Origin of the sequence: Vibrio sp. 1S139 (assembly GCF_041439475.1) — a bacterium.
GTDB classification, from domain to species: domain Bacteria; phylum Pseudomonadota; class Gammaproteobacteria; order Enterobacterales; family Vibrionaceae; genus Vibrio; species Vibrio crassostreae_C.
The window spans coordinates 18,815-44,778 of record NZ_JBGOOD010000034.1 but is presented as its reverse complement, the minus strand read 5'-3'; the positions used below and the strand labels follow the sequence as shown (position 1 = coordinate 44,778).

Annotated in this window: 25 protein-coding genes and 1 pseudogene; 19 read left to right on the top strand and 7 right to left on the bottom strand. The window is 44.3% G+C overall.

The features are described 5' to 3' along the window. The first annotated feature begins 73 nt into the window (after positions 1-73). The 12 genes and pseudogenes from cobT to ACED46_RS12935 form a co-directional block, all read left to right on the top strand. On the top strand, positions 74-1,093 hold the full coding sequence (gene cobT / locus ACED46_RS12990; protein WP_371721630.1) for a nicotinate-nucleotide--dimethylbenzimidazole phosphoribosyltransferase: 1,020 nt from the start codon (positions 74-76) through the stop codon (positions 1,091-1,093). After that, positions 1,093-1,899, top strand: a complete 807-nt coding sequence (locus tag ACED46_RS12985; RefSeq protein ID WP_017066160.1) for an adenosylcobinamide-GDP ribazoletransferase — start codon at positions 1,093-1,095, stop codon at positions 1,897-1,899. The genes cobT and ACED46_RS12985 overlap by 1 nt, the downstream gene beginning before the upstream one ends. A 9-nt stretch (positions 1,900-1,908) precedes the next feature. After that, entirely contained in the window at positions 1,909-2,529 is a 621-nt protein-coding gene (gene cobU / locus ACED46_RS12980; RefSeq protein WP_371721624.1) for a bifunctional adenosylcobinamide kinase/adenosylcobinamide-phosphate guanylyltransferase, read from the top strand. A gap of 9 nt (positions 2,530-2,538) precedes the next feature. Beyond that, positions 2,539-3,156, top strand: coding sequence for an alpha-ribazole phosphatase family protein (gene cobC / locus ACED46_RS12975; RefSeq protein WP_371721623.1), 618 nt, complete (start codon positions 2,539-2,541; stop codon positions 3,154-3,156). A 146-nt stretch (positions 3,157-3,302) separates the two neighbouring features. Then, positions 3,303-5,099, top strand: coding sequence for a M3 family oligoendopeptidase (locus ACED46_RS12970; protein ID WP_371721622.1), 1,797 nt, complete (start codon positions 3,303-3,305; stop codon positions 5,097-5,099). Between the two features lie 278 nt (positions 5,100-5,377). Further along, a complete protein-coding gene (locus tag ACED46_RS12965; RefSeq protein ID WP_371721621.1) occupies positions 5,378-6,406 on the top strand; it encodes a succinylglutamate desuccinylase in 1,029 nt (342 codons plus the stop codon). Between the two features lie 133 nt (positions 6,407-6,539). Then, entirely contained in the window at positions 6,540-7,535 is a 996-nt protein-coding gene (gene btuC / locus ACED46_RS12960) for a vitamin B12 ABC transporter permease BtuC (protein ID WP_017096955.1), read from the top strand. Beyond that, on the top strand, positions 7,522-8,280 hold the full coding sequence (gene btuD / locus ACED46_RS12955; RefSeq protein WP_136978782.1) for a vitamin B12 ABC transporter ATP-binding protein BtuD: 759 nt from the start codon (positions 7,522-7,524) through the stop codon (positions 8,278-8,280). Before btuC ends, btuD begins: the two co-directional genes overlap by 14 nt. A gap of 58 nt (positions 8,281-8,338) precedes the next feature. Continuing rightward, positions 8,339-8,698: a DUF6559 family protein gene (locus ACED46_RS12950; RefSeq protein ID WP_371721620.1), complete on the top strand. Its 360-nt coding sequence runs from the start codon at positions 8,339-8,341 to the stop codon at positions 8,696-8,698. A gap of 375 nt (positions 8,699-9,073) precedes the next feature. Then, entirely contained in the window at positions 9,074-10,540 is a 1,467-nt protein-coding gene (locus ACED46_RS12945) for a lytic polysaccharide monooxygenase (RefSeq protein WP_136974872.1), read from the top strand. Between the two features lie 298 nt (positions 10,541-10,838). After that, positions 10,839-12,016, top strand: a protein-coding gene (locus tag ACED46_RS12940) for an IS3 family transposase (protein ID WP_371721619.1) whose coding sequence is annotated in 2 segments (ribosomal slippage) — positions 10,839-11,097 and positions 11,097-12,016 — 1,179 coding nt in all. Because the reading frame shifts where the segments join, the coding sequence is not laid out codon by codon here. Between the two features lie 8 nt (positions 12,017-12,024). Further along, a pseudogene (locus ACED46_RS12935) lies at positions 12,025-12,165 on the top strand (GNAT family N-acetyltransferase); the annotation flags it as partial. 156 nt (positions 12,166-12,321) lie between these two features. Here the strand turns inward: ACED46_RS12935 and ACED46_RS12930 are convergent. Beyond that, complete coding sequence (locus ACED46_RS12930) at positions 12,322-12,897, bottom strand: nucleoside triphosphate pyrophosphohydrolase family protein (protein WP_371721618.1); 576 nt, start codon at positions 12,895-12,897, stop codon at positions 12,322-12,324. A gap of 213 nt (positions 12,898-13,110) precedes the next feature. On the opposite strand from ACED46_RS12930, the gene ACED46_RS12925 reads away from it, so the two are divergent. Beyond that, on the top strand, positions 13,111-14,181 hold the full coding sequence (locus ACED46_RS12925) for a diguanylate cyclase domain-containing protein (RefSeq protein WP_065584219.1): 1,071 nt from the start codon (positions 13,111-13,113) through the stop codon (positions 14,179-14,181). Positions 14,182-14,209: 28 nt separating this feature from the next. On the opposite strand, the gene ACED46_RS12920 is transcribed toward ACED46_RS12925, so the two are convergent. Both ACED46_RS12920 and ACED46_RS12915 read right to left on the bottom strand, forming a co-directional pair. Beyond that, on the bottom strand, positions 14,210-14,776 hold the full coding sequence (locus ACED46_RS12920) for a DUF1415 domain-containing protein (protein WP_371721616.1): 567 nt from the start codon (positions 14,774-14,776) through the stop codon (positions 14,210-14,212). 85 nt (positions 14,777-14,861) lie between these two features. Further along, the gene (locus ACED46_RS12915) at positions 14,862-16,061 is read right to left on the bottom strand and encodes an MFS transporter (protein WP_371721615.1); all 1,200 of its coding nucleotides are present in this window, start codon (positions 16,059-16,061) and stop codon (positions 14,862-14,864) included. A gap of 110 nt (positions 16,062-16,171) precedes the next feature. Here ACED46_RS12915 and ACED46_RS12910 point away from each other — a divergent pair, with 110 nt between their 5' ends. Then, positions 16,172-17,044 (top strand): LysR family transcriptional regulator, encoded by an 873-nt coding sequence (locus tag ACED46_RS12910; RefSeq protein WP_017066171.1) that lies wholly within the window; start codon positions 16,172-16,174, stop codon positions 17,042-17,044. 89 nt (positions 17,045-17,133) lie between these two features. Here the strand turns inward: ACED46_RS12910 and ACED46_RS12905 are convergent, their stop codons facing one another. Continuing rightward, on the bottom strand, positions 17,134-17,370 hold the full coding sequence (locus tag ACED46_RS12905; RefSeq protein WP_016786183.1) for a glutaredoxin family protein: 237 nt from the start codon (positions 17,368-17,370) through the stop codon (positions 17,134-17,136). Between the two features lie 137 nt (positions 17,371-17,507). Between ACED46_RS12905 and ACED46_RS12900 the strand changes: the two genes are divergently transcribed. Together ACED46_RS12900 and rlmF are read left to right on the top strand one after the other, a co-directional pair. After that, a complete protein-coding gene (locus ACED46_RS12900) occupies positions 17,508-18,005 on the top strand; it encodes a YgjP-like metallopeptidase domain-containing protein (RefSeq protein WP_371721614.1) in 498 nt (165 codons plus the stop codon). Positions 18,006-18,009: 4 nt separating this feature from the next. Continuing rightward, a complete protein-coding gene (gene rlmF / locus ACED46_RS12895) occupies positions 18,010-19,332 on the top strand; it encodes a 23S rRNA (adenine(1618)-N(6))-methyltransferase RlmF (protein WP_371721613.1) in 1,323 nt (440 codons plus the stop codon). A gap of 90 nt (positions 19,333-19,422) precedes the next feature. Here the strand turns inward: rlmF and pilW are convergent, their stop codons facing one another. After that, the gene (pilW, locus tag ACED46_RS12890; protein WP_371721612.1) at positions 19,423-20,190 is read right to left on the bottom strand and encodes a type IV pilus biogenesis/stability protein PilW; all 768 of its coding nucleotides are present in this window, start codon (positions 20,188-20,190) and stop codon (positions 19,423-19,425) included. 168 nt (positions 20,191-20,358) lie between these two features. Beyond that, complete coding sequence (metA, locus tag ACED46_RS12885) at positions 20,359-21,300, bottom strand: homoserine O-succinyltransferase (protein ID WP_017066439.1); 942 nt, start codon at positions 21,298-21,300, stop codon at positions 20,359-20,361. Positions 21,301-21,575: 275 nt separating this feature from the next. On the opposite strand from metA, the gene ACED46_RS12880 reads away from it, so the two are divergent. Continuing rightward, positions 21,576-21,944 (top strand): ATP-binding protein, encoded by a 369-nt coding sequence (locus ACED46_RS12880; RefSeq protein ID WP_371721611.1) that lies wholly within the window; start codon positions 21,576-21,578, stop codon positions 21,942-21,944. A gap of 78 nt (positions 21,945-22,022) precedes the next feature. After that, complete coding sequence (locus tag ACED46_RS12875) at positions 22,023-22,445, top strand: DUF3859 domain-containing protein (protein ID WP_371721610.1); 423 nt, start codon at positions 22,023-22,025, stop codon at positions 22,443-22,445. A gap of 108 nt (positions 22,446-22,553) precedes the next feature. Here ACED46_RS12875 and ACED46_RS12870 read toward each other — a convergent pair whose 3' ends face one another. Beyond that, positions 22,554-23,660: a M20/M25/M40 family metallo-hydrolase gene (locus ACED46_RS12870; RefSeq protein ID WP_017059177.1), complete on the bottom strand. Its 1,107-nt coding sequence runs from the start codon at positions 23,658-23,660 to the stop codon at positions 22,554-22,556. A gap of 261 nt (positions 23,661-23,921) precedes the next feature. On the opposite strand from ACED46_RS12870, the gene ACED46_RS12865 reads away from it, so the two are divergent. Next, on the top strand, positions 23,922-25,886 hold the full coding sequence (locus ACED46_RS12865; protein WP_371721609.1) for a diguanylate cyclase domain-containing protein: 1,965 nt from the start codon (positions 23,922-23,924) through the stop codon (positions 25,884-25,886). Positions 25,887-25,964: the final 78 nt, after the last annotated feature.

Sequence of the window (25,964 nt, the reverse complement as noted above, 5' to 3'; positions counted from 1 at the left end):
AGCAGTCCCTAAATCAACGTACCCAGAATAAGCGTTTTTAAAAACTATGTTAGATACCTAATACTCGCAGTACATCCAACACCGAATTGACCAAAAAACCAAGCCACTCGGTGCCCTTGGTTTACTCGAAAAAGTCGCACATCAACTGGCTTTGATTCAGAGCCAAGGCAAAGAAGCTGCGGTTGAACACATCGAATTGAATAAGCCAAGTATCATCATTTTTGCTGGCGACCATGGCATTGCTGACGAAGGCGTGAGTATTGCTCCAAGCGCGGTAACACAACAGATGGTGTTGAACTTCTTAAGCGATGGCGCGGCGATCAATTGCTTCTGTGCGGTGAATAATATCGATATCACGGTAGTCGACACGGGGATATTGTTGCCTGTGGAATCAGACAGTGACATGTTGATCTCTCAGCGTTTGGGTACGCGAACCAATAACTTTGCCAATGAAGCGGCAATGAGTTTAGAAACGGTTGAACGTGGGATTGAACTGGGTACAGATCTTGTATCTAAAACCATTTCGAATGGCACCAATATCATCATGTTTGGTGAAATGGGTATCGGCAATACCAGCAGCGCATCAGCGATCTTAAGTGCATTAGCGAATCGTGCTGCAGCGGAGTGTGTTGGCCTAGGCACTGGCATCAACAATGAACAGCTTGCACGTAAAGTGGCTGTGGTTGAGCAAGGTGTCGCGCGTTGCAAAGGTTTAGATGCGAATGAAGTTAAAGATATTAAAGAGGTACTCGCACAAGTCGGTGGCTATGAAATCGTTCAAATGGTCGGTGCTTTCCTTGGCGCTTACCAAAACAAAACCCCAGTATTAGTCGATGGCTTTATCGTGTCGGTTGCGGCGTATGTCGCGACTTTAATTGAACCAAGTTGCCGAGACTACATGATCTTCGCGCATCGCTCAGAAGAGTCAGGACACAAAATTCTGTTAGAGCTGCTCGACGCTGAGCCACTGCTCGATCTTGGATTGAGATTAGGCGAGGGCACAGGTGCTGCGCTAGCCATGCCAATCATTCGTGCGGCAGCCGAGTTCTATAACAACATGGCGAGCTTCGAAAGTGCTGGAGTCACGGTTTAATGAGTGATGCACCAGAAAGATCGTTGAAAGATCGAGTTACTTATCAGTGGGAGCTTTTTGCGCTGGCGATGGGTTTCTTTTCTCGCTTGCCAATGCCGAAAAACACGCCCTATTCTACAGAGCGAATGAACCGTTCTGGTCGCTACTTTTCAACGGTTGGTTTGTTGCTTGGTGTTCTGTGTGGCGGTGTGTTCTTGCTACTTGATGTGGTACTGCCGAGTGCAGTAGCGATCTTTTTGATGATGAGTTTTAGCCTGATGCTCACTGGCGCATTCCATGAAGATGGTTTGACTGATATGGCCGATGGCATTGGTGGCGGCATGACCCTAGAACGCCGTTTGACCATCATGAAAGACAGTCGAATCGGTACTTATGGTGCGTCTGCTCTGATTATGGCTCTGCTTGGCAAGTGGGTGCTGTTGAATGAACTCATAAGCATGACGGGACTGTTTATGGTAATCGTGACCAGTTATACCTTTAGCCGCGCGATTGCTGCATCGCTAATTTACGACATGCCTTATGTCAGTGATTTAGATACCAGTAAAAGTAAACCATTGGCCAACAAGCAAACCAAAGGCGAACTTGTCTTCTTGTTGCTGGTAGGCGTGCTGCCTAGCCTGTGGTTTGGTCTTGAATTCGCTTTGGTTTTATCTGTCGTCGCCTATCTGTTCAGAACAGGTTTTAAAACGTGGTTAACGGCTCGAATTGGCGGCTTTACTGGGGACTGCTTGGGTGCGGCTCAACAGTTAATGGAGTTGCTGACTTACCTTGTATTCATTACTGCATTTTACAATGGCTTTCTATAACGGCTTCCTATGACCAACACGAATGAAACTATTCAAGCTAATCAAATTAATCAAGCAAGTCAGCGAAACAGCCATCTGGTATTGGGTGGAGCTCGTTCTGGTAAGTCGAGTTTTGCAGAGCAACAAGCATTATGTGCGTTTGAAGCATGTTCAAATGGACGCCTTAACTATATTGCAACGGCCACTTATTTGGACGACGAAATGCGAGAACGAATCGCGCACCATCAACAACGTCGTGGCGAGCAGTGGATTGAGCATGAAGTACCCGTCGAATTGGCCGAAAAACTGCAGTCTTTTGAGAAAGACGATGTGGTGCTGATTGACTGCCTAACATTGTGGTTGAACAACATCATCTTTGAACTGGGTGATGATGCAACCAATGAACAGGTTGAAGCCGTGGTTGAAGTATTGGTCAAAAGCGTCGAGCAAAGCCCAGCGCAAATTATCATGGTGTCTAACGAAGTCGGCTTAGGTGTGGTGCCGCTGGGTAAAGTGTCGCGCTTGTTTGTAGACAATGCGGGACGCATGAACCAAGCACTAGCTCGCGTCGTTGAACGCGTTACGCTGGTTGCAGCAGGATTACCACTGAGCTTAAAACCATCTAATCACTTGCTTGATACTCAAGGCTAGGTCGCACACATGGTTAATGGAACAACTAAAAACATCTATTTATTAAGACATGGCAAGGTCGAAGGCGAAGCAGCACTTAACGGATTGTCAGACGTGTTGGTCAACCCTGATCTTCAATATCAGATCTGTGGAGCTCTCGCTAAACAAGACATTATCTTTGATAGTGTGGTTTCCTCGCCACTCAGACGATGTGGTGATCTTGCGAGCTTGTATGCAGAGCGCATGTCGGTGCCTTTGTCAGTCGCTCCTGATTTCCAAGAAATGAATTTCGGTGAAGTTGATGGTGTCCCATTTGATGAACTTGAAGACAAGTGGGCGATGTTAGACACTTTTTGGCAAGATCCCGCAAATCATCAACTGACTGGTGCGGAAAGTTTACAGAGCTTCCATGACAGAGTAACTCAAGCTTGGTCGCAACTTTTGAACAATCCAAGTGACAATCTATTGTTGGTTACTCATGGTGGCGTTATTCGAATGTTATTGGCGCATTGCCTTGATATTGATTGGAAAAATCCGAGCTTGTACTCGAAGTTATCGATAGAGAATGCATCAATAACCCATATTCAAGTCACTCAGTTTGCACAGAGCTTTATCAGCGTCAAAGCGATAGGCCTGCCTGTTCTCTGAGTGTTAAAAATACACAGTTTTAAGAATTAACAATCTATTAGAACTGTAAATAGAAATAGAAATAGAAATATAAATAGAAGTATAAAGCGGCGTTCACAGCCGCTATACCTGATTGGTATTACTACCTACGTGAAAGGAATTTAGTCATGACAACACCAAGTTGGGATCTAAGCATTGCTTATAGCGATCTTAATGATGCAAAAATCGAACAGGACATTGAACTCATTCAGCAGTGCATTGAGCTGTTGAACCTACACGTTGAAAAGCGTCACATTATTCTAGCGATGCAAAACGCGATTCAGACTTCTGAAGCGGCTGGCACGCTACTAAGCACGATCAACACCTTCGCTACCTGCCACGCATCGGTAGACGCAACGCACACAGAAGCCAAAGCACTGCTTGGTCGAGTTGCCAAACTGAACTCTGAAATGTCTCAAGCATTTAGCCCTTACGAAGACACACTAATTCATGCAGAACCAGAGTTTATTGATGCAGTATTAGAGCATGAGAGTGCGGACGTAGCAGGTCAACGCTTTGCGATTGAGAGCTCACGTAAATTAGCAAGCAGCCGACTCAGTGTGGCAGAAGAGCAGTTATTGGCAGCGATGAAGGTTGATGGTCGTGACGGATGGGGTCGTTTATACGATAACCTAACCGGATCTTTAAAACTGTCGCTAAAGCTGGACGGTGAAGAGGAAGCCCTAGGCTTTTCACAAGCCGCGAGCCTGTTGTACGGCAGCGAATTCGACAAACAAGAACCAGCATGGCGCGCGGTTCAAGGTGCGATGAAAACGCACCAAGAGTCTTTTGCTTCGATTCTAAATGCATTGGCGGGTTGGCGACTGACTGAAAACAAAAAGCGTTCGAAGATTAGCGATGTGCATTTCCTAGATCCAAGCCTACACGGCAGCCGCATTGTGCCAGAAACGCTAGACACCATGATGTCGGTAGCGAAAGCTAATCGAGCTGTTGGTCAGAAAGCAGGTTTGTTAATGGCAAGAGTTCACGGGCTCGATGAAATGAAGCCTTGGAATCACTTAGCTGCGATGCCGCCGCTGGGTGACGCTGAATCTAAGGTTTACCCATTTGATGAGGCGATCGACGTGATCAAAACTGCGTTCGCTGAAGTAAATCCAGAGATGGCTGATTTTGTCGCTTTGATGGTTGATAATGGTTGGATTGATGCCGCACCAGCAGCCAACAAACGTTTAGGCGCTTACTGCACCAAGTTTGCTGCTACACGCACTCCGCTTGTGTTCATGACATGGAGCGGTAGCCGCTCAGATTTAATGACATTGGCACACGAGTTAGGCCACGCGTTCCACAACTGGGTGATGAAAGACATGCCGTTGTGTCAAACACGCTACCCAATGACGCTGGCAGAAACCGCTTCGATCTTTGCTGAAAATATCGTTCGAGACCATTTGTTAAAACAAGCACAAACACGTAATGAGAAACTTGAAATGCTGTGGGAAGAGCTTTCTTCTTCTTTGGCATTAATGGTGAACATTCCCGTTCGTTTTGAGTTTGAAAAAGCCTTCTACGAGCAGCGTGAAAAAGGCGAGCTAACGGCTCAGCAGCTGTGTGACTTGATGGAAACGACTTGGAAAGAGTGGTATGGCGATGCAATGACAGAAGCTGACCCTTACTTCTGGGCGAGCAAACTGCATTTCAGCATCTCTCAAGTAAGCTTCTACAACTACCCATACTTGTTCGGTTACCTGTTCAGTAAAGGTGTTTACGCTCAGCGCGATGCGAAAGGTGAGCAATTCTACGGCGATTACGTTTCGTTGCTTCGTGATACGGGCAGCATGATGGCGGAAGAAGTCGTTCAAAAGCACTTAGGAATGGACCTGACTCAAGCTGATTTTTGGCAACAAAGCATCGACATGGTCAAAGTTCAAATCGATGAATTTGAAAGATTGCTCGATCAGGAAGATTAATTGATCTCAATCTGTTCATAGCAGGTAAGAGCTGTGTTAGCTTACGTGGCTCTTATCTTGCTGGCATAACCTGAGATAAGCCGAAACAACCAAAAGTCTCTTTAAATAGAGAAAGTTATTTGGAACAGATGTCGGTTAGTAAAGTCAGCCGGTAATATAAAAATATATGGGTAGTATTTGTGAGTGATAACGGAGTTTCTGTTGATAAGTGCGATCCTAGCAACACAATTTCTATGTACAATTTATTAACATACGGCCGTGCAATTAAGGAGTAGCGCATGACGAAGACCCTCTTTCGCCAATCATTTCTTTTTGACAGCCTAGATCTTGAGCAAGAAGTGTTGGCAGGACAGACCGTACTGAGTAACGGTGTTCAAATTAAGCTTCATCAACGCGGTGTCTTGGAAGTGATTCCCGCGGATTTTAATTCTGAAACCAAGAACATCATTTTTTCAACCGGTGTTCATGGCGACGAAACTTCACCAATGGAGCTGATCGATAAGCTCATTGAGGATATTGAAACAGGTTTCCAAGTAGTAAACGCGAGATGCTTGTTTATCATAGCTCACCCAGAAGCCACTAACGCGCATACTCGTTTTCTTGATGTGAACATGAATCGTCTGTTTGATGAAAAGCAGTACGAGAGCAATCGAGAAGTGGATATCGCGAAGAACTTGAAGTTCTTGGTGACTGAGTTTTACAAAGAAACGGAACCTGCCACTCGTTGGCATCTAGATTTGCACTGTGCAATCCGTTTATCTAAGCATTACTCGTTTGCAGTGAGCCCTAAAGTTCGCCACGAAGTACGCAGTAAAGAGCTGTTTGATTTCATTAACAGTGCGCACGTGGAAGCAGTGTTGTTGTCAAATGCGCCAACCAGTACATTCAGTTGGTACAGTGCTGAAAACTTCGAAGCGCAAGCACTGACAATGGAACTAGGGCAGGTCGCGAGAATTGGTGAGAACCAACTTGATAAGCTAACGGCTTTTGACTTGGCGATGCGTAACTTGATTGCTGAAGTTGAGCCAGAGCATTTACCTAAGCGAACCATCACTTATCGCGTGAGCAGAACCATTGTTCGTTTACATGATGACTTCGATTTCATGTTCTCAGATTCTGTAGAGAACTTTACCGCGTTCAAGCACGGTGAAGTATTCGGTCATGATGGTGATAAACCGTTAATGGCTAAGAATGAAAACGAAGCGGTGGTGTTCCCTAATCGTAATGTTGCTATCGGTCAACGAGCAGCCTTAATGGTGTGTGAAGTTGAAACGCGATTCGACCATGGTCAGCTTGTGTACGATTAATATCGACTCGGGTTTAAACGACGAAAACAACCGCTCAACTGGTTGAAATATCAAGGTTCACATTACGGTGTGAGCCTTGAGTTTATCTGGGGATACAGGTAAGGTTACGCGAACATTTTCAAAGTAGCTTGATATGGATTTCCAACAACTTCTTCACCAAAAACAGCGCAAATGGACTAGAGCCATTTATCTGATGGCAGCACTGCTTGTCGCGCTGAGTGCGATTTACCTAATGGTTGGCGATCTTTTCATTTCCCCTCTGGGCACATTGTCCACGTTAGAACAAAAACTACTGATTGATTTACGCTTACCTCGACTATTGGCGGCTATTGCTATCGGGGCAGGGTTAGCCGTATCTGGCGCAAGTTTACAAGTCTTATTGGGTAACGTATTAGCAGAGCCCGGTGTGCTCGGCATTTCTGGTGGTGCAAGTTTGGCGATGGTTATCGTGCTGTTCTTCTTACCGTTTGCTCCCACACCAGAACTGTTCATGATTGCCGCCGTTTTAGGCTCGCTCTGTTTCACCGTGATACTGGTGAGCATGGTAAAAACGATGCGACTCACCACGGCTAAATTACTGCTAGTGGGTGTCGCGTTAGGCATTCTTTCTGGCGCGATGGTGACATGGGCGTTCTATTTTAGTGATGACTTAAGTCTACGCTTATTGATGTATTGGCTGATGGGCAGCTTAGGTGGCGTCACTTGGTATCAACACTCGCTCACGTTGGTGATGATCCCCGTGATTATTTGGCTGTGCCTGCAAGGTAGTAAGCTAGATAAGTTAATGATTGGCGAAACGCATGCCGCACAGTTAGGCGTAAACGTACCGAGATTGCGCTGGCGTCTAATTTTCGCCGTGTCTATTTTAGTCGGCTGCGCGGTAGCTTTAGGTGGCGTGATCAGCTTTGTTGGCTTGGTTGTGCCACACTTATTGCGTTTAGCGATTGGTACTGATAACAAATACCTTCTTCCTTTGTCTGCCGTTGCTGGCGCTGCGTTGTTGGTGTTTGCTGATATCTGTGCAAGAACCTTATTAGATTCCGCAGAGCTGCCTTTGGGTGTGATGACCACCAGTATCGGTGCGCCTATCTTCATTTGGATGTTAATTAAAAATCATGATTCAAATTAAGAGCCTGAGCGTCGGCGCTCGTTTATTACCACTATCATTTGAGCTCAAGCAAGGGCAGGTGACTCACGTTATCGGCCCTAATGGCAGCGGTAAAAGTACCTTGCTCGAAGCGATATCTGGAATTGGTGATGGTTACAAAGGCGATATAAAGATCGACGGGCAGGATTTGTCGGAGCTGTCTTTACAAGATTTATCATTGCATCGTGCTTACTTGTGCCAAAGCGCAAGGCCAGCCTTCAACTTAGAAGTGTTCCAATATCTTGCATTGTCACTGCCAAGCTCCTCACACGGCCTTGATGCTGAAATCAACGCAGCTTTGGAAGAAATCAGCCAGATGCTAGACATTGCAGACAAACTTCATCGCTCAATTCAGACACTGTCTGGTGGTGAATGGCAACGCGTACGTTTGGCGGGAATGTGCCTGCAAATTTGGCCGACACTTAACCCATACGCGAAGCTGCTGATCCTCGACGAACCCGCAGCTCCGTTGGATATTGCTCAAGAAGCCTTGTTGTACAAGCTTATCGAACGAGTGGCTGAGAAGGGCATCGCCGTGATCATGGCTAACCATGATTTGAACAGAACACTAAGACACGCAGACCAAGTGTTGTTGCTCGATAAAGGTGTACTTCAAGCATCAGGCTCAGCTGATCAAGTGCTTACCCCTGAGCAGCTAGAGTCCGTGTTCAACACCGAAGTCAAAAGTATCTCAGTCGACAATCAGACCTATCTTTTGTTTGGTTAAAAGACTAATTAGTTAAGCTGCTCATTGGGTTTAAGGCGAGTTAGTAAAGGAAGCAAATATGTTTAGATACATCCAAAGAAGAAGAATCAAAAAGGTGATTAAGTCATTGTCTGCAAAGATGGTGAAGAGCTACGGAAGCCGTGATTTCTTCTCTATTGGGCAGGTTGAAACAAGTTCTCGTGAGTTGAGTAAACGCCAACAACAGATTGCTTTAGCCTTGTTTGCGAATCCACAAGATCTTGCTGTTGAATTAGCTCCAACTATTCAGTTGCTGCGTAACGATGTGTCTAATGACTTCTTTGGCGGAGAAGACTACACAGCGCGAGATGTACTTAATCTATTGGGTGGCGGCGGTTGGAAGGGCGGTCGTATGGACGATGACATGTCACATCGCATGGGCATGCATAGCCGTTATTAAATATCTTCTTACTACCTAACGCCTTTATATCCCCAAAGCGGCTTAATCATAAAGCCGCTTTTTTATTCATTCCGAATAATGTTCCCTCAATCAACATAGAATACTGAAATGTCATAATTCGAAGCAACATCATCTATCTACAACGCATTTGTTTGAGTTGTGTGATGCTGATTCCTATCAATATAAAACCCGCTGTTATTGATAAAATTGACGTATATATTTTTCGTTGTTCTTTAAGTCAGAAACTATAAACCTTCGAATTACAGTGCTGGTTGGTTAGTAACCAATTGGTTTTGTGTTTAGGGTAAAATAATAGAGAGTGGGAAAGTGACAACAATAAATAATAATATTCTAAAAATAGCAGTGGGTATGGCTATGCTATCGAGTGTGCCGTCAGTGGCAAATGCTCATGGTTGGTCTGAGTTTCCAAGCGCGCGTCAGAACACGTGTTACGAGCAAGGCGGGATTTGGTCGGGTACACCACCTAATGCTGCGTGTGCTCAAGCAAAAGACATTTCGGGTTCATACCCGTTTGTTCAACGTAACGAGTACGCGAAAAATGTCCAAGATTTCAATAATATCAATGCTGTAAAAGCGGCGATTCCTGACGGCACGTTATGTTATGCCAACGATTCGCAAAAACGCGGCATGGGTGCGCCTCATACTGGTTGGACTCGTACCGAGCTAAATACTGGTACGTTTGAATATGTATTCAATGCGACAGCGCCACACAACCCTTCTTTCTGGGAGTTCTACCTAACGAAACCAAACGCGGACCTAAGCAAAGGCCTAGCGTGGGGAGACTTAGATCTTATCCAAGAAGAGGGTAACGTTCCGGTTAATGGCGGCAAGTACCGCATTAATGTCACTATTCCTTCAGACCGCTCTGGCGATGCGATTCTATTCGTTCGCTGGCAGCGTAATGATGCTGCGGGCGAAGGCTTCTATAACTGTTCTGACATCACTATCGCAGGTGGTACAACCCCTCCACCAGAGCCGGGTCCAGAACCCGATCTCGTACGTGGCGACCTATTCATTTCAGAAGGTTTTGGAACTCCACAAGCTGGCGACACCGTTAAGTACGATATCATCAACAAGTATGGTGAAGTAGCGCGAAGCTTCGACATCGTCATTGATGCTTCAAACGTTAACGATTGGGCTCGTTTGTTAGCTTCAGAAATTAATGGCTGGCACGAAGAGTTTAAAGATGGCGCGATCTTCATTGGTGACTGGCATGCTGAAATGCAGCACTACATGTACTTCCAAAACGATCCTTCACGTAACTTCTTCAACTCAAAAGATAGCCGTGCTTCTGGTCAGTTAACGTTGATTGATGGTGGCGACGGTGGTGTTGAACCATTGAAAGGTGACATCTACGAGCTAGTGAAGAGTGACAATGTAGTCAATGCTGGCGATAAGGTTGTGATTGCAACAAGCGAAGCCGCGACATTGACTCAAACTCAAGGTTCTTCAGTAAGCATCCAAAATAACGGCACGGCTTCTATCGTAGTTGATACCACTGGCATCACTGCAAACGAAACTTTATCGTTTATGGCTAGCTCGATTGAAAGCGACAGTGTTGAAACCTTCACTTTTGAAGTAATTGCCGATGACGGTGGCGTGACACCAGACCCAGATCCAACGCCGGATCCTGATCCGACTCCTGACCCAGACCCTACGCCAGATCCAGGTACGTGGGACTCATCAGCGACTTACCTTGGTGGCGAAGTCGTGACTTACTCGAACCAGTCATGGAAAGCACAATGGTGGGTTCAAGGTGGCACTAACCCTAAAGCGACTTACGAAAATGACAAATGGGGCGTTTGGCGTCCAGCCAACTAATCTTAATTAGCGTTAGTTAATTAGCGTTAGTTTATTAGCTTTAAAGTAATAACCAAGGCACCACACTTTTTGACGAGTGTGGTGTCTTTTTTAGCGTCTGCATTTGCGGTTTTGAATGTCATCAGCCTAGAAAAAGTGATTCAGGAACGGAGTCTTAATCACTCAGCACGGCTCTATAAGAAGATGAGAGTTATATAGAAAACAAGAGCTATATAACGTTTTTGTAGTGGCATAGTGAATTTGGCCACCTGATTAAGAGGTGATGTATGATCATCTCGATACTAAAACAGGTGACATTATGACTAAGCGTGAAAGACGCACCTTTAACTCAGAGTTTAAACTTGAATGCGCTCAGCTGGTGCTTGACCAGGGGCGTACCTACAAAGAAACCTGCGAAGCTATGGGCATTGGAAGAACCACGCTAGAAAGCTGGGTTAGGCAACTCAAGGCTGAAAGAGCTGGCAAGGCACCAAACACATCACCATTGACTCCAGAGCAAAGAGAAATCCGCGATCTTAAAAAGAAAATTAAACGTATTGAAGAAGAAAAGGAAATTCTAAAAAAGGCTACGGCTCTCTTGATGTCAGACTCCCTGAACGGTTCTCGATGATCGAGAAACTCAAGAAGAGTTATGCAGTAAAACGACTTTGCGAAGTGTTCGGGGTTCATCGTAGTAGCTATCGTTATTGGGTAAATCGAGACAAATCTCTGTCCTCAGAGCGTGTGCTTGTTCGTGCCGAAGTTCGCCGAGCTTATGAGCTGAGCAATGGTTCCGCTGGAGCGAGAACCATTGCTGACATAGTAACAGCGAGAGGTATTCCACTTAGTCGTTACCGAGCTAGTAAGCTCATGAAAGAACTAGACTTAGTCAGTTGCCAACTACCAAAACATACGTACAAAAAAACACAGCAGGAGCATGTTCATATACCTAACCGGTTAAATCGTCAGTTCGCGGTGACTGAACCGAATCAAGTCTGGTGCGGTGATGTGACCTACATCTGGACAGGACAGAGATGGTCTTATCTAGCGGTTGTGATTGACCTGTTCGCACGAAAAGTCATCGGTTGGGCAATGTCTAACTCACCAGATAGCGCTTTGACTGGCAAGGCGTTGAGCATGGCCTATGAGAGTCGCAGAAAGCCGTCTGGTGTCATGTTCCACTCGGATCAAGGTTGCCACTATACGAGTAAAAAATATCGTCAGTTGCTATGGAGATATAGAATCACTCAAAGTATGAGTCGTCGAGGTAACAGTTGGGATAACAGTCCTATGGAGCGTGTGTTCAGAAGCTTGAAAACGGAATGGGTACCAAAGAATGGTTATAGAAATTTTACAGAGGCGTACCAAGCAATAACGGATTACCTGGTTGGCTATTATAACCAGCATCGTCCACATCAATACAATGGTGGATTAACACCAAATGAATCAGAGCGACAGTTCTGGTTCCCTTATAAAACCGTGGCCAGTTTTACTTGACCACTACAGAGTTAACGGTATACACCGATAATGAAAGAGCGATCAGCCTGTATAAGAAGTTCGGTTTCGTGATTGAAGGAGAGTCCGCAGGGTTCGCTTTCAGAAATGGCGAATATGTGGCGGCTTATCATATGGCTCGACTGGTATAGCATTTAGCTACGATTAACACACAGCTACGATTAACACAGTTAGAATTAACTGACAGATAATAAAACGCCACGTTATTTAAACGTGGCGTTTGCTATTTTGGTGCGCTGGTGCTTTAAAGAGCTACAGCCATAACCTTAGTTCAGTCGTAAACTTAGTTAAGCCGTTAGTGGCTCAAGGTTCGCAGGACGGTAGTGTACAGATTTTAGTACTTTACCTTGGCGAACTGTCTTGCCTTCCGATACGAAATCTTCCGCACACTTAGCGATGATGTATTCGCCTTTTTGAACCGCCATCAGCTTGATGTTCTGCTCAGCATAGAAAGCTTCTGTTTCAGCATATTCAGTTTCGTTGCGACATACTTTGCTCATGTTGCTTGAGTGTACTTCGTCCCAGCAAGGTAAGAAGTCAATTGAGCGGTTTTTAGAAATATTCAACAGTAGGTCGATCAGGTAGCTGATTGCTAGGTTGTCTTCAACCTTAGCTTGGCCAAGGTGAACCAGACGTCCCATCAAAACATAAACGCTGTCTACGATAGCGTCCGCTTGTTCGATTTTAGAGTCAGCTTCTGCAAGTTCTGTTAGCTCTTCGATCGCTAGAGAGGTATGTAGCGTATCGCCTTTTTCGTCCATTGTTTCAGGAGCAGCAACCGGCAGATCAAAAGTACTGCGGAACTCTTCAATGTCGCGGTAAAGGTGATCGTAGATTTCTTGGTTTAGTTGAGAAAGGTTCATTTTCCTATCCATTCTGTTTCGTTAATGGATTATTTTACCAAAGCTAGGAATAGGGTGCTAACGCAAAGTCGAAGAAGTCGACTTTTATTCATTGGACCAATGAGGTATTTTGCATACAAACCAATTGATTATTATGTTTTTTTACACTTTACTCTTCTTAATATACCAAATATTAATGTTGCCATTAACTTCGGCTGCAGTGGGATCCCAGTTATGAACCAAGCCAGTGAAAGCGAAATTGTTATATGTCGCTTGTATCAAATCACCAATGATTACCGGAAGGGCTTCGATATTCAGATCGCTCAGCTGCTTATTATGGGGCTTGAACGCTTCAACCTTGATATTGGTATCTTATCGAAAGTCGATGGCAATACTTATGTTGTTGAACATTGTGTTACGCCTGAAGGGGTAGAACTCAATAGCGGTGACACTTTTGATTATCGTTCAACCTATTGCGAAATTACCTGTAAATCGATTGGTCCTATCTGTATTGAGCATTGTGGCAAACACGATAAGTATGCGAAGCATCCTGCTTACCAGTCTTTTGGCTTGGAGTCTTATATTGGGGTTCCCATTTTCGTTAATGATGAGCTTTATGGCACCTTAAACTTTTCAAGCCCAGCACCCTATCATCGTGAGTTCAAAGAGTTCGATGTCGACGTGATGAGACTAATGGCATCATGGATCGAAGTGGAGCTGGTTAGAAGGCAGCAAGAACGAAAACTCAAAGAGTTGAATGAGAAATTGGAGTATCAAGCTCTGTATGATCCTCTGACACACTTGCCAAATAGACGTTGCTTGTTTAAAACGTTGAATGCGGAAGTGGAGCAGTTAAAAGGCTCTTTAGGAAAGGGAACCTTGGCGGTTGTCGACATCGACTTCTTTAAACAGGTTAACGACATTTACGGTCACCAAATGGGCGATGTTGTATTAAAGAAAGTGGCGAGCGTGCTGAACAATAACACTCAAAAGGGTGAGTTTGTGGCGCGTTTTGGTGGTGAAGAGTTCATTCTTTGGTATCCAAATAAAACACCAAATTATGTTGAAGATAAGTTCATGACTCTTTTGCAAGAGATGAAGAAAATCACACTGGATCGAAAGCCTGTCACTATATCAATTGGTGCGTGTCATTTTGAGTTGAGTACAGGGGATACCAAAGGGGAAAGGATGTCGGCGTTAGATAAGCTCATCAAAGTTGCCGATGAGTGTCTGTACATTGCGAAACAAAATGGACGAGATCAGTTCATTTCTCGTCCATATCATCAAGAGCGCTCAGGAATATGAGCCATCATGTTAGCGATTAACTGAACTATTAGCTAAACAAGTAAGGGAACAGTTTACGACGCTCTTCTGGCGTTAAAGACTCAACTCTTGCGATGTTGGTGTCTGGGATCGCTTCAGGGTTAGGGTAGTGCTTCAGTACCTTTTCCATGCTTGCTTCACGAATCAAATGGTAAACAGGGTATGGAGAGCGATTCGTTAGGTTTTCATCGTCTTCTGGATCCGCACCACCAAAGCAATAGTCAGGATGGAACGTTGCCACTTGGTAAACGCCTTCCCAGTCTTGCTGTTTGATCAACGCTTCAACCCAATCAATGAACATGTTGTAGTCGAAGAAGTCTTGCAGCATGTTAGGAACCACCACTAAAGTCGTCTCTAATTCAGCAACTGGCGTATTATCTAACTCTACGAAATGCGTCATGATGTCTTCCAGTAACGCTTCTTCCGTATTCGCTTCACTCACAAAGATCTTAATCTGTTTATTACGTTGTGGCTTGGCTGCGAATGGGCACAGGTTTAGGCCAATAACGACATCCTCTAACCACTGTTTTACTTGGTCGTGGATGGTTTGAAGATCTGTGCTTTGAGTGTTCGACATAACAGGTTCCGAAATGAAATTTTGCGTAGGATATCAGAACGGACGTCAATCAAAAGCAATAATTGAGTTACAACCTTAGTCGTACTTATGCTTGTGCGAGTTTAGAGGCCGATACTTGAAGTTGTTTTAATTGGTAGACCCAAGCAAATATCGCAACATAGAAGATTGAACCGCCCGCAATCACGCCATTCCAACCGAACAGTTGCCAGCAATACAAGAGTAAGAAACCACCTAAGCTCCCGCCTATGTAATAGTGTACTAAGTAAAGAGCGGTTGCCGTTGCCTTAGCGCTCGGTGCTTTTTGACTTACCCAAGAGTAGGCAAGGGTATGGGCGAAGAACGCGCCGCCACTAATCAATAACAAGCCTGCTAGCATGAACGGAACTTTGTCGACTGCAGAAATTAGCATTCCGATTAAGCTAATACACACGCCCATCAATATTCCGCTTAACGGGTCAAAGCGAAGTGTCCATTTGTTGGAGAGCTTAGAGCTTACCGTACCGGCCAAGTAACATAGGAATATCAGTGAAGCTAAACCAACGGGTACCGAGTGAGGTTCGGATACTAGCCTAAAGCCCATTACAGAGTACAGGTTAACAAACAGCGCGAAGTTAGCACCACCAATCAACATGGCAAGCCACAAGGTACGGTTTCTTAAGTGCATTACAACGGAGCGGTTGTGATGAAAGAACAGCCCTTTTTGAGGTTTGAAGTTCTGTTGGTCAGGTAGGCGATAGGAAATAAAGAGTGCACCAAGCAATGAACCGACAACGAAAAACAGTACAGTTGCATGCCAATCGAAATAGTCTGTAATTAAGCCGCCTAATACACGTCCGAAGATTCCACCCAATGAGTTGGCCGCAATATAACCTCCAATCGCGACAGCAAAGGCTTTGGGTGTTAACTCCTCAACCATATAGGCAACCGCCACACCAGCAAACGCCGCCACAGCGATGCCCATAAATGCGCGGGCAATAACGAGTTGCAACAAGGTAGTCGTGAACACCATGCTTAACCCTATTAATGGGATAGCGAACAGACTGAACAGAATAATGGGTTTACGACCAAAGGTTTCAGAGGCAATTGCCCAAGGTACCAAGCTAATCGAAAGGCCGAGTGTTGTAGCAGCAAATAACCAGTTGATTTGAGTTTCAGATACTTGGAAGTGCTCCGCCATGTGCGGCAAGATAGGCTGAAAGAGGTAAAGGTTACAGAAAATGATAAATGAACCAATCGCCAATGATTGGGTGATACGTTTGTATTGAGGACTGCCTTTATCAAACATTGACGTTGTGCCTGCGCAAGTTAGTAAGCTATTTGTGAACAAGTTATCAGTACAGATGCGATTAAAGAAATATATTAAAAATATCACCTCTATATATTAAATATATCACCATGCTTGAATCAAAACCTCTTCGACACTTTCTGGCCGTTGCTCAGTTTGGTAATTTTACTCAGGCGGCCAAAGCGCTGCATATCGCACAGCCTGCATTGAGTATCTCCATTAAAAAACTAGAACAGACACTAGAGTTGATTCTATTTCGTCGAGGCGATAAATCCGTCACTTTAACGGAGGAGGGCAAAGTACTGTTTGAGCATGCAAAGCGAATCGCCCAGCAGTTTGATGATGCTCAGCTCGCGATGAATGAACTAAAGGGGCTAGAAAAAGGCGAGGTTCGATTAGGCGCTCCAAGTATGATGGGCAGTTACTTTTTCCCCCAAGTAGTGATGGCATTTAAAAGCCAATACCCAAACCTAAAGTTGACCTTGATTGATGCTGGCACCGCATCGATTCGTGAAATGCTGTTAAACGGCGAACTCGATATTGGCGTAATTAATCATGAGAACGTTCCAGATGATTTGGAAACGGATCATCTGTTAAGTTCTGAGATGGTCGCCGTTGTCGGTAAGGAGCATCCGCTAGCACAACAGCCTTCGATGACCTTTGAAGAATTCTTTGCTCAAGAGCTGATCATGTTTAAATCGGGCTATTTCCACCGCGATTTTATTGATGCGACCTGTAAGAAGTACGATCTTGATATGACCATTGCGTTTGAAACCAACTTGCTCCCGATGATTCTTTCTATCGTTAAACAAGAGTTTGCGATCACCGCGCTGTTGAGCTTAGTGACGGAATATGAGAAAGACGTGATAGGCGTGCCATTTAAAGACCCTGTAAAACTGAATCTATCGTTGGCCTGGAGAAAGGAAGGGTATTTGTCGAAAGCTGACAGAACCTTTATTGATTTCGTTAAGCGGTATGTGTGATTTAGTAAGATTTAAATAAACAAAGCCCGAACATCCTAGATTGGATATTCGGGCTTTGTTGTATAGAAGTATGACTGGCTCAGAGCACGTTAGGTGTTCTTTGAGTTATACATCTTATCGAAGTTCTTCTGATTCCAGCCGACCATCACTTGATCGCCGATTTTAAGCACGGGGATAGAACGAGCACCCATCGCTTGTAATTCTTTACGACCACGCTGCATCTTTGCATTCGTCAGGCGGTAAACAATTTTCTTAGAGTCTAAATACCTTTGGGCATCTTTACAGTGCGGGCATTTGTCTGCGACGTACAATACAACACGTTTCATTTTTTCATTCTCTTGGTGAATCTCGCTAAAGTGTAACGAATCCTAGGTGATTAAAAAAGTGTGATCAGTTACACTATGCGGCTCAATTTTCAAGACCACAACGTATTGTCGTGGTGTAACTTGTACGGTCTTTCAGCATGCATCCTTCTTTACGCTATATTCAAGGCTATTCTAAGCACATTCTTGATCCTGTTACTCAACTTGTAGAGTCGGGTAAATTGGTGCCTTGGTTTGAAGCTCGCTACCCAAAGAATCATGAAATAAAAAGCGAGAAAGCCCTGTTTGACTATGCGATTGAGATAAAAAATCGCTACATGAAAAAAACACCACCGATCAGCAAAGTGATTTACGACGGCAAGATACACCTAATCAATAATGCGTTAGGTCTGCATTCTTACGTTGCTAAGAATCACGGTGGAAAGATCAAATCAAAGAATGAAATTCGTATCGCCAGTGTTTTTAAAAATGCACCAGAACCTTTGCTAAGAATGCTGGTGGTACACGAACTGGCGCATATCAAAGAGAAAGAGCACGACAAAGCCTTTTACCAACTATGCTGTCACATGGAACCGGAATATCATCAACTTGAGTTGGATGCCCGTTTATTCATGATGTATTTAGATTTAAAGAAGTAGCCCAATGAGCCAATCACAAAATAGAACGACGCTAAGCCTGTCGAAAAACAGCACTTCATCAGCAAAAACAAAAGACAACCAAGCTGATGTTAAGCCAAGTACAGCTAAGCCAAGCAGCGACAAGCGTATTTCTACAAAGAACACATCTGATAAAAGCCGCAAGAATAGTGCACCTAAAGGCGCGGGCAATAACAAAGCAAAGCGACCTTTTGCAAAAGATAGCAGAGGTAAACCGGGTACCAATAAAGGATCATCGAATAAGGGTTCTTTCAATAAAACGGCTTTTAACAAGAACGCAGCTCAGAAAAGACGCTCGGCTGAAAAACCTCAAGGTGGATTACACCCAAGAAACCAGCACACTGGCCGCTATAACTTCGAGTTACTAGTTGCAGCCTTGCCTGAGCTAAAAGAGCATCTGATCAAGAATCCGGTTGGCGAAGACACCATTAATTTCTCTGATCCATTGGCCGTTAAGCTACTCAACAAAGCTTTGTTGGCGCATCACTATGGCGTTAAACATTGGGATATTCCTGCTGGTTACTTGTGCCCGCCAATTCCTGGTCGTGCAGACTACATTCACAGAGTGGCCGACATCCTTAATAGCGATGGCCAAGGTGAACCCTATAACCACGCGTCTGTGAAAGCATTAGATATTGGTGTCGGTGCAAACTGTATCTACCCAATCATTGGTGCGACAGAGTATAAGTGGCGTTGTACAGGGACAGATGTTGATTCAGTCTCCATCAAAACAGCGAACTTCATAGCGGAAAGCAACCCTAATCTAAAAGGTAAGATCCGCGCTCGCCTACAAGCTGACTCTGAATCTATCTTTAAGGGCGTGATTAAGGATAATGAACGTTACGATGTCACTATTTGTAACCCGCCATTCCACAGCTCTCTTGAAGAGGCTGAAAAGGGGTCACAACGTAAACTGGATAATCTAGCGGCGAACCGTGCTAAGAAAGCCGGTCAGTCGTTCAAGCCAGAAATGAATAAGAAGCCAGTTAAGTTAGATAAATCAACTAAGCAAGATAAACCAACCTTAAACTTTGGTGGTCAAAAAGCCGAGCTTTGGTGCCCAGGTGGTGAAGCCGCTTTCATTATGAAGATGGCGAGAGAGAGTCAACTTTTTGCTACTCAAGTTTTGTGGTTTACGACATTGATTTCTAAGAAAGATAACGTCGATATGGTTCGTTCAGAGCTTGGCAAGCTTAGAGCTAAACAAGTGAAAGTCGTCGAGATGTCACAAGGCCAGAAGGTAAGTCGCTTTATCGCATGGACCTTTATGGACGATGAGCAAAGACAAGAGTGGATCGCGCTAAAATAGCGGCTGCACTTAGTTAAGATATTAAGCTGAAATACGGACGGGCTTGTTGTTAACGCAACAAGCCCGTTTTTTTTGTGTTTTGCATATAACCTAAGCAGAAAGCAACTCATCTAACTTACTCTGATATTTCTTCTCTAGAGCACTGTTACCTGCTTTGTTTTCGAGATCGACCAAGATTTTAAGCGATGGAATTTGATAGCCATAACGCTGGTGGAATTTGAATAAACGAAGCCTAGCGTCGTTGTAATCGGCGTCACTCACTTCAATTTTTGATAACTGTAGTATCGATTTTACGCGGTTTGGATCGTGGTCAATCGCTCTGCTGAAGTAGTACTTCGCTTGGTCGGTATTGCCAGCCTTAAATGCGCAAAACGCGGCGTTTTCATAACTTGCAGACACCAAGTAGTAGTAGGGTTGGTCGATGGCGCGATTGAAGTAATTATCGGCTTGTTCGTATTCGCCCTGTTTACACAAGAAGGTACCGTAGTTGTTCAATACATTGCCATTTCTTGAATCAAGACTGAGTGCTTTGCGGTAAGTGCTTCTCGCTTCATCTACTTCACCCACTTGTTCGTAGTAATGCGCCATTGAAAGCCGAGCACGGTAGTAGCTAGGTGCGTGTTTAATCGCGAGCTCAAGGTTTTCACGCGCTCTCACCATATTGCCTTGTCCCATATAGCCCAAACCTAATTCGATTCGAGATTCAGACATCGCGATAGGATCACTTTCAATCTTTGGCGGTCCTTCAGTGACAGAGACACAACCGGCCAAGGAAAGCGAGGCAAGTAGTACCACACTTGATAACGAAAGAGGGCGGGACAACGAAATCGGATTTGAAAATGATGGCTTGGCAGGCATGTGAAGCTCCTTATGAACACCAACCCATCATATGAAATCAAACCCATTGAAGTCGTAAATCTATCATGGAATGCGACCCACACACCATAAAAAAACCGCGTCCAATTCGTCGTTTTATCAACAACATACTGAACACGGTTTATGTGTTTGTGAATCGGAAGAAAGAACTTAATCGTCTTTGGTAAAGTTGTCTTCGCTGAAATGATCCAGATCGTAAGGCGTTTGTTGGTAAACGCAGTAGTTTAGCCAGTTTGAGAACAACAAGTGTCCGTGGCTGCGCCAGCTTGCAACCGGTTTGTTGTCTGGATTGTTATTCGGGTAGTAGTTGATTGGTATCACAGGCTCCATGCCTTCACCCAAATCTCGAATGTACTCATTGTGAAGTGTGTGAGAGTCGTACTCAGGGTGACCCGTTACAAACACGTTTCGCTTATCTTTGGTTGCTGCTAGGTATACGCCTGCAACATCAGAAGTCGCAAGAACATCAAGGTCAGTATGTTCCGCTAAGTACTCTTGAGAGAAGTCCGCATAGCGAGAGTGCGGAGCCAAGAATGTATCGTCGAAGCCACGTAAAATAGGGTGGTATGGGTTATGTATCTCGTGGTTGTAAACACCAGACAGCTTCTCTTTACGAGTGCGTTTTGGCAAATCATAGAGTAATTTCAAACCAGCCTGAGCTGCCCAACACACGTATAGCGTTGAAGTAACGTGCTTGTTTGCCCATTCCATGATGGTTTTCAGGTGATCCCAGTAGATCACATCTTCAAATTGAACCAAGCCAAGCGGCGCACCAGTGATGATCAATCCATCAAAGTTTCTTTCTTTGACCATTTCAAATTGGCGGTAGAAGTTATCAAGGTGTTCAGTCGGTGTGTTTTTACTTGGTCGGTCATCAATGCGCAGCAGCTCTACATCCACTTGCAATGGGCTGTTCGATAGTAGGCGTAAAAATTGAGTTTCAGTTTCAATCTTCTTCGGCATTAGGTTGAGGATCAAGACTCGAAGTGGACGAATTTCCTGTGTCGATGCTCTTGATAACGGCATAACGAAGATGTTTTCTTCACGAAGAACATCGGATGCTGGCAATTGGTCTGGAATGCGAATAGGCACAGCTTTCTCCCTAAGCTAGATATGTAGACGTCTATACATCTAAATCTATAGTAGTTTGATACGCTTGTCGATATGCAAAATGGATAGATGTAAATTATTTGTGTTTTCTATCAGAAGCAATCCACGCGCTTCGAGGGGAGTCTCATTGTATTCAGTGATTGTCTGAGTCGTGTGTAAGTACTTGGTTTTCGTATGCTGAGCAGAGGCAGTTATCAGAGCAACTCGTTACTATTTACGATAAACTCATGTTTTCAAATTAGCCTGTACAGTGACAGATGAAGTTAATACTCATTCGAGGGTTGCCCGGTTCTGGCAAATCAACAAAAGCAAAAACCTACGATGCATTGCATGTCGAAGCCGATATGTATTATGTGAATGAGCAAGGTGAGTACCATTTTGATCCTAGGCAGCTGCAACAAGCTCATGAGTGGTGTCAAAACACAGCTGAAAACGGCTTAAAGCAAGGGTTTAATATGGTTGTTTCGAACACCTTTATTAAGCATTGGGAAATGAAAGCCTACCGCCAACTTGCACTCAAATATAAAGCAGAATTAATTATCGAAGTGTGCCGAGAGCAATATGGCACTATTCACGACATTGAACCTTCAGTAATTAAGCGTATGGCGAAAGACTGGCAAGAATAGCCTCGTTCTTCTTCTGCTTGCGTGGCTGAATGGCAAATAGAATTAAATTAATAGAACAACTTCAAGGTAACGATTGAAATGGCAAAGCGCTCTGTTGTGGTCGACATGACTTCTTATGGTATCTATTCCACATGGGATTCAAAATCTAAAGATCTTCCAAAAATCCAAGAGTTCACCACCACCGTTGATGCTGAAATCGACGTAGAGTTTGGCTATATCCTGAATATCAAAAAAGCCAAAGGTGAGAAGATCCGTTACTGCATTTATCACCCAAACATCACCACAGACAAAGGTGAAGTGCTCGAACCGTTTGGTGGTGAGGAGTATGTCGGTAACAATGACTGGGATTTCTACTTAGGTGACACTATCTGGGCTCCTGTCTCGAACAAGCTAGGAAAGTGGCGCATGACGGTTGAGCTAAAAGGCAACATCATCGCCGACAAGACATTCGACCTAGTAGCAAAAGACGAAGGCCAATTCTGGAAGCGTAGAGGGTTTTAGGTTCGACCTTCTATGTTCACCTAAACAACAAAAAGCCGAGCATCGTGATGATGTCTCGGCTTTTTTCATTGTGCTAGATAGAAGTGACTACCTAACTAATGGATTCGATTATTGCGTTACGTAAGCCACAACAAACTCAGTGATTGCGACCATGTCTTTCACTGCAATGTACTCTTCAGTGGTGTGAACTTTCGCCATACCAGTAGAAAGGTTAACTGTTGTCAGGCCTTTTGCGTTGAAGTTGTTTGCATCGCTACCGCCGCCAGTGCGTTTAGTGTTCGCTGTGACGCCAAGCTTCTCAAACGCCGATTTGATAGAAAGAATGTGCGGATGATCGTCTGCAATAACGAATGCATCGTAAGCACGAGTTGATTCGATTTCTACTTCAGCGCCGAACTGCTTAGCACTTTCTTGGAATGTAGAGATCATATGTTCAACTTGAGCCGTTAGCTTTTCGCCGTTTAGAGAACGTGCTTCAGCCACGACTTTAAGCTCTGGCATTACGATGTTAGTTGCTTGACCACCTTCAACAATACCAACGTTTGCTGTCGTTTCTTCATCGATACGAAGTAGGTTCATCTTAGTGATAGCGTCTGCAGCAACTTGAATTGCGCTGATGCCTTCTTCTGGTGCTAAACCAGCGTGAGCAGGGCGACCTTTGATTTTAGCAACAATCTTCTGCTGGCCAGGCGCTGCGTTTACGATAGTGCCAATTGGACCGCCTGTATCAAGTACGATTGCGTGCTCAGATTGAATGTAAGACATATCGAAGTTCAAAGAGCCGAACAGACCGCCTTCTTCGAATACAGTAAATGCAATCTCGATAGTTTTGTGCTCTTGTCCTTCAGCTTTAATGCAACGAACCGCTTCCATGATAGCTGCGATACCAGACTTGTCGTCACCACCTAGAATTGTGTTGCCTTTTGAACGGATGATACCGTCTTCGATGATTGGCTCAATGCCGATGCCTGGCGTTACTGTGTCCATGTGGCAGCTGAACACTGTGCTACCTGGAAGAGTGCCATCTAGACGAGCGTAGATGTTGAAACCATTAGACACTTCTTCAGGAACCGCCAGTTTGTGAACTTCAAAACCTAGTTCACCGAGTTGCTCAGCCAAAGCTTCAGCAATCGCTTTTTCGTTACGAGATTCACTATCAATTTTCACTAGATCGCAGAAATGTTCTACAAGACGTTGTTCATTAATTTGGGTCATTGTTAATTCTCATTATGCTTCCGCTTGTTCAAAAAGAAGCCGCGGAGGTAGGAACAGGAAAATCACTATAACGCCAATGAGGTAGATGATTGTCTGAGTTAAATCAAGAAAGTTGCCTGATTATTCTAATTAATGAGAAAAACCCAATTCAGATCCACCAGTGCGCAGGATTTTAATCTGTATATCTGTCGGGTATAATGTTTGACCGCTCTTAAAAAAACGTCAATAAAATTGGAATTCAATCAATAATGGCCCTGATAAATGAATAGAAACAATGTGTTAGGTTCATTCCTTTTCGTGGTGCTGATGAGTATTGTGCTGGGGCTGTATTTGCTCTATCCAACTTATGACGACGATTTAAAGCATATTCGCCCTGAAAACCCGAGTGTTTATAGTCCAGAGAAAGAGTTATCACTCTCTCAATATGGATCTGCGTTGATCGATATTCTCGATGTATCTCGCGGTGACCCTAATTTAGCTTCCCAACAACTTGAGGCTCTCCAAGCCAAGTTCCCAGACCAAGATAAAGCCATCTATCGTGCTTACGAATTGATGATTTTGTCCAACCTCGCGCAACATAAGTTGGATACCGAAGCGGTTTCCGAATACGTCAGGCAGATTAAAGCACTCGCACAACACGAACATATGGGTTGGCTAAAGGCCCAATCTCTCGTTGAATTAGCGATCGAATACATCAGTAAGGGTGAGCTAGCGGAATCTGAAATCCAAATCAGAGCAGCGATAGATATCGCAGAATCGCTCCACTATGAAGAGTTGTTGATTAAGGCCTATAACACGGCTGGTGTCATCAATAACATCCGCAATGACTTTCCTGAAGCTCAATACTTTTTCCATAAAGGTTTAGACCTTGGTAAGAAGTACCCTCATCACATCTACAACAGCAAGTTAGTGTCAAATATGGCACTGCTTTATATCTATTTGGAAGACTGGCCTAAAGCGCTCAAGCTGATTAAAAGAGCCAAAAAGCTCTATTACAAGAGTGGACTACTCGAAGCGTCTACCATCGGCGTGCTGCATGTGAATGAGTCTTTTGCTTATCTGCGCAGTGGTGATTTAGTCAAAGGCCGAGAAGCATATCAAAGTGCGGCTAAGCTAAATGGCGATAACGTGAGTGAACGATACAAAATCATCCTATTAAAAGCAGAGAGTGATGTGTTGTTGGCGGAAAAGAACTTTGAGTCAGCACGACAAGTCGCAAACTTGTGTCTTAGATACCCAGGCGTGGACAAATACACACTTCAATTGGGGCAGTGTTACCTAAATAGAGCCTTAGCGAACATTGGTTTGAACCAAGATAATTTTGTTTTTGCTGATCTAAAGCGATCGTCTGCAATGTTCGATGTTGTGGGGACTCGCAGCTGGAAGGTCCTCGGCTTAAGAACACTTGCTGAATACTATGATTCAAGAGGCGACAGCGAGAACGCACTTCGCTACTTCAAGCTCTATTACAAGGGTAATAAAGCGCTGCTATTTGATAAGCGCCAGAGTGATATCTTTTTACTCGAGCAAGATTTCGCTACGGCATCATTAGCTCAAGAAAACGAACTGCTTAACGCAGAAAAAGAGTTGGGTGAGCTGACATTAGATAAGCAGCAATTACGGAATCGAATCGTCGTCGCTTTGGGTATCATGGTGATGATAAGCGCCACGTTACTATTGATAAGGTTACGCTCGATCCAGAAGACCAACAAAGAACTACTTAAGCAATCAACAAGATGCGAACTGACAGGCTTATACAATAGGCGTTACTTAGAGCAACGGTTAACTCAGCCGATGCCACATCATTTGTCGTCGTTTGGGTATACGCTCGCTATTCTAGATTTAGACCGCTTCAAACAAGTTAATGACACTTATGGCCATGATATTGGTGACCAAGTGCTGGTGGAAGTCGCTAAGCGTTTAGAGAAAATCTTATCAACAAACGATGTAGTGGCAAGATGGGGTGGGGAAGAGTTTGTTTTGTTGCTGTCTGGTTCCATTGATCCTGAGCAACAGTTGAACGTTATCCGTTTAGCTATTTCTGAAACACCCATTGATACGCACTCCGGCTCTTTAGACCTAACCACATCGATAGGAGCGTCGATTGGTATTGTTCATGAGCAACTCAATCAAGATACTTACAAGAAGTACCTCAAAGCCGCGGATGATGCACTATATCAAGCGAAAGAGTCGGGTAGGAATCAAGTCATCATTGCTGAAAGTTAATCGCTAATCTGGAAACAAAAAGCCATTCTGATCTTCGTGAGATAAGAATGGCTTCTGGAACACTCTGAGATCGCTAAT